The sequence below is a fragment of the Bacillus taeanensis genome, assembly GCF_003318295.1.
Taxonomy (GTDB): domain Bacteria; phylum Bacillota; class Bacilli; order Bacillales; family UBA6769; genus Maribacillus; species Maribacillus taeanensis.
The window spans coordinates 249445-262445 of the sequence record NZ_QOCW01000001.1 but is presented as its reverse complement, the minus strand read 5'-3'; the positions used below and the strand labels follow the sequence as shown (position 1 = coordinate 262445).

Genomic DNA, 13001 nt, shown 5'->3' with positions numbered 1-13001 from the left:
TCTTACATAGACTATTACCGTATAATAGTTATAAAAGATAGGAGAGATCACATTGTACAGACAACAAGGTTCCCAATCACAATATCCTGGTTACCCTGGATTTCCTGGATTCCCAGGAATGCCTGGCTATCCTGGCGGAGGATATGGATATGGCAACATTGAACAGCGCCTTAATCGAATTGAACGTCGTCTAGATCGTTTAAATCGGCGTTTAAGAAGAATCGAAAACCGCCTCGGCTTTGGTTATGGTCCTTATGATGATTAAATAGTAAGCGGATAAAAAGAAGGTTCCAATTATGAACCTTCTTTTTGTTTGTTCCTTTTTTTCTTTAAAAACGGCAGCCGCCTCACACGTTCTCCCATAATTTGAAAAAGGAGATTGGTACGAATGCTTAATAATAAGTAAACGACTCCCCCAATGCCTACACCAACTATAAGAGTGACGACAGCTTTTATAAAACCTGATTCTTCATATCCATTTGGAAAAATAAAGTTAAGCAGAAATTCCCCTGCATAAACAGCTATCCCCATAGCCGCAGCTAAAATACTAATAAGAATAGTACGCTTTGCAACAAACACAAAGGAATAGTGGGCATATTTTTTTATAATCAATAAATTAATCACAATCGCAAAGGCGTAGCCAATATTTGTTCCCATAATTGCGCCAACACCCGCAAATTGTTTAATAAGCCAATAATTTAAAGAAATCTTTAAAACAATACCTGCAAATAAAGCAAGAACAGCATATTTCTGTTTATCAATTCCTTGAAGAATGGCAGCCGTAGCTGTAAATAAAGCAAATAGTATAGCTGTCGGAGCATACCATCCTAATAAATGACCCCCAACTAAAATATCTTCTGTCGGAAACATTGTCCCAAATGCCGGATAAGAAAGGACCGATAACCCAACAGCTGCTGGAACGGTTAAAAACAGTAAAAGCTGAAAGGTTTGTGTAATTTGACGCTGCAGTTCTGTTTGATTTCCTGAAACAAACGTTTTCGTTATTGTAGGAATTAAAGTTAACCCTAATGCAGTTGATAATGAAACAGGAATCATAATTAATTTATGAATTGTTTGCAATGTCCCAAAAACATTTTCCGCTTCTCCTTGGGAAAAACCAACTGCCTTTAAGGCATTATTTACTGTAAATGTATCAATTAACATATAAAGCGGGATCGCAAGTCCGACAAGCACAAACGGAATGGCATAAGCAAACAGTTCTTTATACATCGCTGTTAAGGGAATTTGATGGTCCACTGTACTTTCTTCTAACTGTTTATTCAGCTTATCTCTCCGTTTAAACCAATACCATACTAACACAAGCAGTCCGCCAACTCCGCCAATAAAGGCCCCAAATGTCGCAAAGGCAACTGCAACAGCAGGATCACCGTTCATTCCCTCTACAATAATAAAACTTGCTATTAAAATAAACACAATGCGGAACAGCTGTTCAACGACTTGAGAAACGGCAGTTGGTCCCATTGATTGAAAACCTTGAAAATAGCCTCGCAGTACGCTCATAATCGGTACAATTAACAGTGCTGTACTCACAACCCGAATGACCAACACAACATCATCAAAGTCATTACCAGTTTGTGCATTTGGATCGACAACGATATTAGCAATGAAAGGAGCCGTTATGTACATAATTAAGAAACATAAAAAACCTGTGAGTGATAAAAGAATTAAACCTGACTTTAACAAACGCCTTCCTGTTCGATAATCCCCAAGCTCATTATATTTTGATACGAATTTTGAAACTGCTAACGGAAGACCAAGGGTTGCTACATATAAAATAATTGTATACGGTGTATACGCATAAGAATAAAGAGCTTGTCCTTGAATACCTACTAACCATACAAAAGGAAAGATATAGATTAATCCTAAAATTCTTGAAGCCATTGTTGCTCCAGTTAATAATAATGTTCCTCGCACTAAGCGTGAATCGCTCATATTGTTTTCTCTCCTATAATTAAGTGATTAAAAATCTGAACGTATTGTATTTTATCATACTTTACTTCTATATCTTAAACTTAATTTATGGACATCCTGTAGATTTTGATTTATGCCAAAGATAGAAGGAACACTTTCATGTTTAGTTGGCCAATCTTCTAGTAAATCAATATCGTTAACAATCATTTCAGCCAACCTTTCAATTAAATGTAGAACGTGTTATCTTTTTTATAGATTTAATTCGAATGATTTGGAAAGTAGGTTAAAAGATGAATTATGATGTAATTGTAATAGGAGGCGGGCCATCTGGTTTAATGGCATCAGCAGCGGCTGCAGAAAAGGGAGCACGTGTGCTTCTTCTCGATAAAGGCAATAAATTAGGGAGAAAGTTAGCTATTTCTGGCGGAGGACGATGTAACGTCACAAACCGCATGCCGATTGATGAATTAATTACATTTATCCCCGGCAACGGAAAGTTTTTATACAGCGGATTTGCTGTTTTTAATAACGAAGACATTATCTCTTACTTCGAAAATTTAGGGATTCAACTAAAAGAAGAAGATCGAGGTAGAATGTTTCCCGTAAGTGATAAAGCACAATCAGTAGTTGATGCGCTTATTAATAAAATCAAATCATTAAATGTTACAATCCGTACAAATACACCTGTTGAAACGATTCACTATGATAATGAAAAAGTGGCTTCAGTGGAACTGCAAAATGGTGAAAATATCCCTACAAAAGCAGTTGTAGTCGCGGTTGGAGGAAAATCAGTTCCACATACCGGCTCTACTGGTGATGGCTATATATGGGCGGAAAAAGCAGGTCATAAAATTACAGAACTATATCCAACAGAAGTACCGATTACTTCAAATGAAACGTTCATTAAAGAAAAACGACTGCAGGGACTTTCATTGCGTGATATTAACCTTTCTGTATTAAAGCCAAACGGAAAAGTGATTAAAACACATCGCTGGGATATGATTTTTACACATTTTGGAATAAGCGGGCCAGCCGCCTTAAGATGCAGTCAATATGTTGTCAAAGCGTTAAAAAAGGCAAAAGATCATAAAGTGCAGATGATGATTGACTTATTTCCAGACAAGCATGAAGAAACGGTTGTTCAAGAAATAACCAAGCTGGTAAAAGAAGAGCCTAAAAAAGCGGTGAAAAATGTTTTAAAAGGGTATCTTCCTGAGCGCTATTTATTGTTTTTATTAGATCAAACTGGCATTTCACACGATATTACGTATGCCAACTTTTCAAAAGAAAACATTCGAAAGCTCGCACAAGCAGTTAAAGCATTTACATTTCAAGTAAACGGAACATTATCGATTGAAAAAGCATTTGTAACAGGCGGCGGAGTTTCTACAAAAGAAATTGACCCTAAGCGCATGGCTTCAAAAAAAATGAACGGCTTATATTTTTGCGGCGAAATTTTAGACATTCACGGCTATACAGGCGGTTACAACATTACAGCGGCCTTTGTAACAGGTCATGTTGCCGGAAAATTTGCAGCGATGGAAGCATAAACTGCTGTGTCCAGCTTCAGCGCCTCCCCCTTCAAGTCAAATAACCTTACGCCGTAAAGGTAAAAAAGCCCCTTTTCGTCGTAAGAACATTTGCTTGTCAGGGGTGAACAAGGCGCTTGCACTTTTCTTAACGTTTATAAATAACCATTGCAGAAAAACAAAAAATACTGTCATCCTCTTCAAGATCTTCTCCAACCGCCACTTCATATTTAATATCAATTAGCTGATCATCATTAAGAGAAGATAAAAATCCATTGACACTTTCTTCTAGATCTTGTTCATGTTCTTCATCAAATAATTTTACTCGAATCAAAAAAGCACCTCCCTTTGCCTAAAATAATACGCAGTAGGAGATGCTGATTCCTTTATCTTTTTTTATCAAACTGTAATATAATACACTTTTCTTTTTTGCTTTTTAGAAAGAATTCTTGCTGCGATTCTTGCTGCATTTCGATCTTCAGCAACCACGACAACATCCTTATCACACACTTTCCGTTCCCTTACTTGGCGTCCTAAGTAAGAAAGCGGGATGTTTTCTGCCTCTCTCATCGGCGTGCGGCTGGACAACGAATAATCGCGAATATCAATGACACAATATTTTTCAGCATTAATTCCATCAGGATGGATTTGCTTTAAATAAAAAGCAGGCGAAATAAACCACCATAACACATATATACTGCCAGCAACAAAAAGGCTTCCCCATAGAAGATTCACGATGCAGTCTCTCCCTTTACTTAATGTCGCCTTCCCATTTTAGCATGCCGCCAACCATGTTTTTCACTTGGTAACCTAACTGCTGCAGGTATTCACAGGCATGCTCACTTCTTTTTCCAGAACGACAAATTAAAATATGTTCTTCGTTTTTCTCTATTTCATTTAATCGCTCTGGAATTTCACTAAGACGAATATGGTGTGCTTGTGGGATTTTCCCTTCTGCTACCTCTTCATCTTCACGCACATCAATTAATGAAATCGTTTTATTTTCACGAAGAAGTGCTTCTACTTCTTCTGTTGTAATCGTATCTATATGTTCTGCCATCTGAGATTCATCTCCTTTTTACTAGCTCATTTTTCACTTAACTCGTTCTCATTTTCACCGTTTCTTTACAAAAAGTCAAGGAAATCGTTTCAATTATCAGTTATCATTTTTATCCTCTTTTTTTGATATAGTAATAATTTGTTCAAGAAGGGCAATCACTTCCTCTTTTGAAAGATCTCTCTTTCTCTCCTGCTTCTGTTCTCTTTCAATATAAGCAGGTTTATTTTTTTCTGTTGATTCTTTTTCAATATAATCATCAATTAAATAGGCAGGAATTAACTGACCATCTGTTGTAATATACTTTTTATTTAAATGTCTCGTTTCTTTATCAAATAAGCTGTATATGACCGGAATGATAAATAAGGTTAAGAATGTACTGCTAATTAGCCCTCCTATTACAGTAATACCTAGCGGCTGCTGAATTTCAGAACCTTCTCCAAGTCCGATTGCGAGCGGAATCAACCCTAAAATCGTTGTTGTCGCTGTCATTAAAATCGGTCTCATACGTACTTTGACTGCTTCAACAATCGCATCAAATGACTTCCACCCTTCCGCTTTTTTCTGGTTAATATAATCCACTAATACAATGGCATTATTTACAACGATTCCGACAAGAATAACAAGCCCAATAATTGCTGTAATACTTAAGGGCGTTCTTGTAAGAGTTAAAGCGAGTGTGACTCCAATTAAAATAAGCGGAATGGCAAACATAATCACAAATGGATATTTAAAAGATTCAAACTGTGCTGCCATTACTAAGAAAACAAACACAACAGCTAATAAAAAGGCAAATCCTAAATCATCTACAGAGCTGTTTAGCAATTCACGATCACCTGTATATGAAATTTCCACTTCCTCTGGTAAATCTAAATCAGCAATTGCTTCATCAACCGCTTTTGATAAATCTCCTAAGTTTGTATGCCGGCTATATTTTACTGTAAATTCAACTGAAGATTCTTGATCAACACGATTAATTGCAACAGGACCTGTCCCCCGTTCAATTGATGTTACTTCTTCTAACTTTGTATAAGTGCCATCAGGTTTTCTTAACAACAAACCTTTTAATGCAGCAATATCTTTTGTGATCTCCTCGTCATAACGAACATTAACCGAAAGAACTTCTTTACTTTCTGTAGTAATTTGAGCTGCCGGTTCGCCTCTCATAACTGAGTTTACAATATTTGCGATTTGAGCGGGAACAAAGCCTTGTTCCTGTGCCTTCGTGCGATTCACTGTAATTTGTATCTCTTCAACTGTATCTTCTTGATCATTCGATATTTCAAGAACATTGTTTAATTCTTTTACTTTCTCGCTAATCGCTGTAACAGCGTCATTTAAACGTTTTTCATTATTGTCACTAACAACAAAACTTAATGTATCTGGGGCTGTACCTGTTGAAGATTGTGTACTAAAGGTAACTTCAGCTTCTCCTGCCGCTCCATTAATATCAGATTTTATTTCTGCTGCGATTTCCTGGGTTGAACGATCTCTTTCTTTTAAATCAACCATTGATACGTAAATCTCTGCTTTATTGGCACTTGCTGCACTTGCAGGTCCTTGAGATTGTGTCCCGCCAATTAAGCTGAAATAATCTTTAATCTCATCTTGATTAGCTAAAACCGTTTCAATATTTGCAACCGTCTTTTCCGTTTGGTTAAGAGGAGTGCCATTTTCATGTACAACACGAATTGTAAAGAAACCTTCATCTGTAGAAGGTAAAAACTGCATACCAACCGTTGTCATTCCAAATGCTCCTCCAACTAATAGAAGAACGGTTAATGCTAACACTAAAAAACGATGATGCAGCGTCCAGCGCGTAGAATTTTCAATTGCTGTTAATACACGTGATTCTCTACGCTTTCTCTCTTCATTTTCTTTAGGAGCTTTTAATATTCTGCTCGCAATCATCGGTACAACGGTTAAGGCAACAAATAATGAAGCAAATAAACTAAATGCAATTGTTAAGCCAAGCTCTTTAAACAAATTTCCAATTAAACCGGTTATAAAAACAACTGGTAAAAAAACCGCTACTGTTGTTAAGGTGGAGGCTGTAATCGCTCCTGCCATTTCCTTCGCTCCAGCACTTGCTGCTTCTTTCGGCTCTTTCCCCATTTGTAAATGACGATAAATATTTTCAATCACAACAATGGAATTATCTACAAGCATTCCAATCCCAAGTGCTAATCCACCAAGTGTCATAATGTTAAGACTAAAATCCGCAAAATAGATCAGCACAAACGTTACAATTACTGAAAAAGGAATCGAGATCCCAATAATGAGCGGACTTTTTAAGTTTCTTAAAAAGAAAAACAATACAATCATGGCAAGAAGTCCACCAAGAATTAGGGCATTTGTTACATTGCCAATCGCTTCTTGAATATACTCACCTTGATCAAATAAAATCGCTGTTTCAAGGTTCTCATAATCGCTTTCTTCTAACAGTTGACTAATTCGTTCATTAAATCCCTTTGATACTTCAGATGTGTTTGCATCTGACCTCTGAAGAATATTCATTAATACAGCAGGCTCTTGATTTACTCGAGTAATCGTATCCATTTGTTCTGGACGTTTTTCTACTATACCTAGATCACCTAATAAAACATCTTCTCCATTTGTATTTTTTGTTATCACTAAATTTTGAATTTCTTCAACAGAAGTAAGTGAACTTATCACTCTTGTTGTAAGTTTTTCCTCTTCCGTTGTAATTGGAGCTCCTGGCATAGATACGTCGTTACTTCGAATCGCATTCACAATATCATCTTGTGACAATTTATTTTCTTGCAATGCTTCCTGATTAAGCTGAACAGTAATCTCATCGAGACGGTCGCCGTTCATATCGACGCTCGCAATTCCCTCAACTTGGAGAAGTTCGCGCTGCAGGTCAATCATTTGCTCCTGAAATTTCCGCCCTTCTTGTGATGAGCTTACAGCGAATTGAATAACAGGAAATTGAGAAGGATCAAACTTTAAAAACCTTGGATTTTCGACATCCTCCGGAAGCGGTGTTTGGTTTATTTTATTATTAATATCATCCTGGACATTATCAATTGATGTTGTCCAAGAAAACTCTAAAATCGTTAAACTTGAGCCTTCTTGCGATACTGAGCGAATTGATTTTAATCCAGAAAGTGTTGATAAACTTTCTTCTAACGGCTTTGTTACTTTTTCAACAACCTCTGTTGGGTTAGCACCCTGATAGTTAACAACGACCGCTCCAACCGGCGGATTAATATCTGGAATAAGTTTTAACGGAATATTTAAAACAGAAACGACTCCGAGAAGCATAAACAAAATCATCGTAACAATTGTAAAAACAGGACGGCGAATCGAAAAATCACTCAGCTTCATAACTAGATTCCTCTCCTTTTTCGTCTTAGGCAATATGGTAACATTTCCAACTTAAAGTTTTAGTAAGTATCTTCATTATGAACTTTGTTAATTTTCATTGTCAAAAAACAATACTTTTAACTAAAATAAAAAGCCAGCTTCCTTAACAGGAAGCTGGCTTTTTATCATTAATTTGCCACAATATTAACTAGTTTACCTGGTACAGCAATGACTTTACGAACCGTTTTTCCTTCAATTTGTTCTTTAATGCGCTCATCGTTTAAAGCAATTTCTTCCATATTCTCTTTTGTGGCATCTTTTGCAATGCTTAACTTCGCGCGTACTTTTCCATTGATTTGAATAACAATTTGAATTTCGTCTTCAACAAGCTTACTTTCATCAAATGTTGGCCATGCTGCATAGGCAAGCGTGTTAGTTTCACCAAGTTTATTCCATAATTCCTCACTAATATGCGGAGCGACAGGCGCTAACATTTTCACAAAGCCTTCCATAAACGATTTCGGAAGAACTTCTTGTTTATACGCTTCATTAATAAACACCATAAGCTGCGAAATCCCAACATTAAAACGAAGACCTTCAAAATCATCCGTAACCTTTTTCACTGTTTGGTGATACAAACGTTCAAATTCTACTGTTCCATTTTCATCTTTAATTTTAGCGTTTAGTTCCTCATTATCTGTTACAAATAAACGCCAGATTCGATCTAAGAAACGGCGTGAACCGTCTAAACCATTTTCAGACCATGCAATTGATGCATCAAGAGGCCCCATAAACATTTCATATAAACGAAGCGTATCCGCGCCGTGTGATTCAACAATTTCATCAGGGTTTACAACATTGCCTTTTGACTTACTCATTTTTTCATTATTTTCACCTAAAATCATTCCTTGGTTATAAAGGCGTTGGAAAGGCTCTTTCGTATGCACAATACCTAAATCATAAAGCACTTTATGCCAAAAACGAGCATATAACAAGTGAAGAACCGCATGCTCTGCTCCACCGATATAAATATCAACAGGAAGCCATGTTTTTAATTTTTCTGGATCTGCAAGATATTCCTCATTATGAGGATCAATGTAGCGAAGATAATACCAACAGCTTCCTGCCCACTGCGGCATTGTATTCGTTTCACGACGACCTTTCATTCCAGTTTCAGGATCGATCACATTTACCCAATCTTCCACAATGGCAAGAGGTGATTCTCCTGTACCTGACGGCTTAATTTCATCCACTTCCGGAAGGACAAGCGGCAGCTCTTCTTCAGGCACGGGTTTCATTGTGCCATCTTCAAGGTGAATAATCGGAATCGGTTCACCCCAATAACGCTGACGGCTAAACAGCCAGTCACGAAGACGGAATGTTACTTTTTTCGTTCCCTTTTCATTCTCTTCAAGCCATGAGATCATTTTTGTGATGGCTTCTTCTTTATTTAATCCATTTAAAAAGTCAGAATTCACATGTTCACCGTCACCAGCATACGCTTCTTTCAATACATCTCCACCGGCAACAACCTCTTTAATTTCAAGACCGAACTTTTGTGCAAATTCATAGTCACGCTCATCATGAGCAGGTACTGCCATAATCGCACCTGATCCATATGTGACTAATACATAATCAGCAATCCAAATCGGCACATCTTTACCTGTTACAGGATGCACTGCGTACGCACCCGTAAATACACCTGTTTTTTCTTTTGAAAGTTCTGTTCGCTCTAAATCACTTTTCGTTTGAATCTGCTCTTTATAAGCTTCGACAGCTTCCTGTTGTTCTGCTGTTGTAATTTTGTCAACAAGAGCATGTTCCGGCGCAAGCACACAGTATGTCGCACCGAATAATGTATCAGGACGTGTCGTAAAGACAGTAAATGTTTCTTCTTGTCCCTTAATATTAAAGGTAATTTCCGCACCTTCTGAACGGCCAATCCAGTTACGCTGCATTTCTTTAATGCTCTCAGGCCAATCTAACTCTTCTAAATCTTCAAGCAAACGATCTCCATATGCTGTAATTTTCAGCATCCACTGCTTCATCGGTTTACGAATAACAGGGTGACCACCACGCTCACTTTTTCCATCAATCACTTCTTCATTAGCAAGAACTGTTCCAAGTGCAGGGCACCAGTTTACAGGCACTTCATCAACATAAGCTAATCCTTTTTTATAAAGCTGTAAGAAAATCCATTGCGTCCATTTGTAGTATCCGGGATCTGTCGTATTTACTTCACGATCCCAGTCATATGAAAAACCTAACGCCTTAATTTGACGGCGAAAGTTATCAATATTTTGTTTTGTAAAATCACGTGGGTTATTTCCAGTATCAAGCGCATACTGCTCAGCAGGAAGACCAAATGCATCCCACCCCATTGGATGAAGCACATTATAACCCTGCATACGCTTCATGCGGGATAAAATATCTGTTGCCGTATAACCTTCAGGATGTCCTACATGCAGCCCCGCTCCTGAAGGATAAGGAAACATGTCTAATGCGTAAAACTTTTGTTTTGATGGGTCTTCTTCTGTTTTAAATGTTTTATTTCCTTCCCAATATTGCTGCCATTTTTGCTCAATCTGTTTATGATCAAATGCCATTGTGTTACCTCCTCATATTAATACCTCAATAAAAATTTAAGCTTTTAGAAAATAAAATAAACCTCTCGTCCCAAAAGTTGGGACGAGAGGTTTCATAATCATGTAACGCTCCCGCGGTACCACCCAAATTAGCACAGCAAAACTGCTCTACTCACTTAGATTCCTTTAACGCAGGAAAACGGCAGATACTACTTTTTCACATCTGCAACTCAAAGGCGAGTTCATGAAGAAACAAAGTACTAACTTCCACCAACCGTTAGCTCTCTTGAACTTTTTCCTCATTACTACTCCTTGTCAACGTTGTTAAACTAGACCTCATTACTTTGTATTGTATGAAAAATGGCAAGAGCCTGTCAATACAATATTCCATCTTCCCCAATTTAATTGGTTTTATACACTAAAATGACTATAAAAGAAACCTATCTTTATTTAGACAGGTTTCTTTTTTGTTCGATTCACTTATTTTAATAATAAATGCTTTCAGAATACTGACATTTGCTGCACGTTTTTATGAACATTGATTCGTTAAAATCGTGAGGACATTCGTTTTGAATCTTCTCTAATTCAAAGTGAAGCTGCTTTTTCTTTGTTTCAATTTCATTTAATGCGAGTTTGATATTCAGAACCTGGGTATTTAAACGACTGCTTTTTGAATTAACGATAAATTTCGCTGCCATGATGACGAAATTCCTTTGCTTTTTCTTCTAATCCTTCTTCAATAACTATCTCTTCACCTACACCGTTTTCCTTTGCCATATCACGAATATCATGAGAAATTCTCATAGAGCAAAACTTCGGACCGCACATCGAGCAAAAGTGTGCCGTTTTCGCACCTTCAGCAGGCAATGTTTCATCGTGATATTCAACAGCACGTTCAGGATCAAGGGATAGATTAAATTGATCACGCCAGCGAAACTCAAAACGCGCTTTTGATAAAGCATCATCACGTTTTTGTGCGCCTGGATGCCCTTTTGCTAGATCCGCTGCATGGGCAGCAATTTTATAGGCGATCACCCCTTCACGCACATCGTTTTTATTTGGAAGTCCAAGATGCTCTTTTGGTGTTACATAACAAAGCATCGCAGTACCGTACCATCCAATCATCGCTGCACCAATCGCAGACGTAATATGATCATAACCCGGCGCTATGTCTGTTGTTAATGGGCCTAACGTATAAAAAGGTGCTTCCTGACATACTTCCATTTGACGATCCACATTTTCTTTAATTTGGTGCATCGGTACGTGACCCGGTCCTTCAATAATTACTTGGACATCATGCTGCCATGCAATTTTCGTCAGTTCCCCAAGCGTTTCCAGCTCCGCAAACTGTGCTTCATCATTTGCATCAGCAATTGACCCCGGACGAAGACCATCACCTAATGAAACAGACACATCATACTGCTTTAAAATTTCACATATTTCATCAAAATGAGTATATAAAAAGTTTTCTTTATGATGCGCTAAACACCACTGCGCTAAAATGGAACCGCCGCGCGAGACAATACCCGTGACACGTTTTGCTGTCATCGGGATATAACGAAGAAGAACACCAGCATGAATGGTAAAATAGTCAACTCCCTGCTCTGCCTGCTCAATTAACGTATCACGGTACACTTCCCATGTCAGATCTTCTGCAATGCCGTTTACTTTTTCAAGCGCTTGGTAAATTGGAACCGTCCCTACTGGAACCGGTGAATTGCGAATAATCCATTCCCTTGTTGTATGAATATTTTTCCCTGTTGATAAGTCCATCATCGTGTCAGCGCCCCAACGCGTTGCCCACGTCATTTTTTCCACTTCTTCTTCAATGGATGAAGTCACTGCTGAATTTCCGATATTGGCATTGATTTTCACATGAAAATTGCGGCCGATAATCATTGGTTCACTTTCAGGATGATTGACATTTGCAGGAATAATTGCGCGTCCTCTCGCCACTTCATCTCGAACAAATTCAGGAGTTAAGTTTTCACGAATTGCAATATACTCCATTTCAGGTGTAATGATGCCTTTTTTTGCATAATGCATCTGTGTTACTGCTTGCCCATCTTTTGCACGAAGCGGCTTGCGCTTTAAGCCTGGATATTCTTCAAGATTAGCTCGTGGATCACCCGCTTTATAGCCATTATCTTCTGGTTTAATTTCACGGCCTTCATATTCTTCAACATCCTCGCGTTCGATAATCCACTGCTGTCTAATTGCCGGTAATCCTTTACGAATATCAACTTCATATGTTGTATCTGTATAAGGACCGCTTGTATCGTATACTCTTAACGGCACATTTTCCTCTGTACCGAAAGAACCAGTTGTAGCTTCCTGCTGAATTTCGCGCATTGCCACTTGAATATCAAGTCTTGATCCTTCCACATATACTTTTTTACTTCCTGGAAATGCTCCTATTTCTGGAATACTCATTTCATTTACACTTTTACTTGTCATTGAAATTCCTCCTCATTTTTTTTACAAAATTTGAGGAACCTATAGTCAGGACCAGTCACCGCGAAGCAGAAATGCGCTTTCATGGTATAAGAAAAAAGCTCAAAAAACAAA

Annotated in this window: 10 protein-coding genes and 1 other annotated feature; of the genes, 2 read left to right on the top strand and 8 right to left on the bottom strand. The window is 37.9% G+C overall.

Annotated elements, in window-relative coordinates; translation table 11 throughout:
- The first annotated feature begins 52 nt into the window (after positions 1-52).
- Positions 53-265: a hypothetical protein gene (locus DS031_RS01300; protein WP_245947156.1), complete on the top strand. Its 213-nt coding sequence runs from the start codon at positions 53-55 to the stop codon at positions 263-265.
- A 29-nt stretch (positions 266-294) separates the two neighbouring features.
- Here DS031_RS01300 and DS031_RS01295 read toward each other — a convergent pair whose 3' ends face one another.
- A complete protein-coding gene (locus DS031_RS01295) occupies positions 295-1953 on the bottom strand; it encodes a putative polysaccharide biosynthesis protein (protein WP_113804116.1) in 1659 nt (552 codons plus the stop codon).
- A 269-nt stretch (positions 1954-2222) separates the two neighbouring features.
- On the opposite strand from DS031_RS01295, the gene DS031_RS01290 reads away from it, so the two are divergent.
- A complete protein-coding gene (locus DS031_RS01290; RefSeq protein WP_113804115.1) occupies positions 2223-3482 on the top strand; it encodes a BaiN/RdsA family NAD(P)/FAD-dependent oxidoreductase in 1260 nt (419 codons plus the stop codon).
- Positions 3483-3609: 127 nt separating this feature from the next.
- Here DS031_RS01290 and DS031_RS01285 read toward each other — a convergent pair whose 3' ends face one another.
- From DS031_RS01285 to thiC, 7 genes are all read right to left on the bottom strand, one after another.
- Positions 3610-3795 (bottom strand): sporulation protein Cse60, encoded by a 186-nt coding sequence (locus tag DS031_RS01285; protein ID WP_113804114.1) that lies wholly within the window; start codon positions 3793-3795, stop codon positions 3610-3612.
- Between the two features lie 65 nt (positions 3796-3860).
- Positions 3861-4196: a hypothetical protein gene (locus DS031_RS01280; RefSeq protein ID WP_113804113.1), complete on the bottom strand. Its 336-nt coding sequence runs from the start codon at positions 4194-4196 to the stop codon at positions 3861-3863.
- Positions 4197-4212: 16 nt separating this feature from the next.
- Positions 4213-4521 (bottom strand): rhodanese-like domain-containing protein, encoded by a 309-nt coding sequence (locus DS031_RS01275; RefSeq protein WP_113804112.1) that lies wholly within the window; start codon positions 4519-4521, stop codon positions 4213-4215.
- Positions 4522-4617: 96 nt separating this feature from the next.
- Positions 4618-7869 (bottom strand): efflux RND transporter permease subunit, encoded by a 3252-nt coding sequence (locus DS031_RS01270; protein WP_113804111.1) that lies wholly within the window; start codon positions 7867-7869, stop codon positions 4618-4620.
- A gap of 167 nt (positions 7870-8036) precedes the next feature.
- Entirely contained in the window at positions 8037-10454 is a 2418-nt protein-coding gene (gene leuS / locus DS031_RS01265) for a leucine--tRNA ligase (protein WP_113804110.1), read from the bottom strand.
- Positions 10455-10529: 75 nt separating this feature from the next.
- Positions 10530-10761 (bottom strand) — a binding site (T-box leader).
- Between the two features lie 157 nt (positions 10762-10918).
- Positions 10919-11131: a hypothetical protein gene (locus tag DS031_RS01260; protein WP_113804109.1), complete on the bottom strand. Its 213-nt coding sequence runs from the start codon at positions 11129-11131 to the stop codon at positions 10919-10921.
- Positions 11109-12890 carry a phosphomethylpyrimidine synthase ThiC gene (gene thiC, locus DS031_RS01255; RefSeq protein ID WP_113804108.1) on the bottom strand — a complete coding sequence of 594 codons (1782 nt, stop codon included), beginning with the start codon at positions 12888-12890 and terminating at the stop codon, positions 11109-11111. The genes DS031_RS01260 and thiC overlap by 23 nt, the downstream gene beginning before the upstream one ends.
- Positions 12891-13001: the final 111 nt, after the last annotated feature.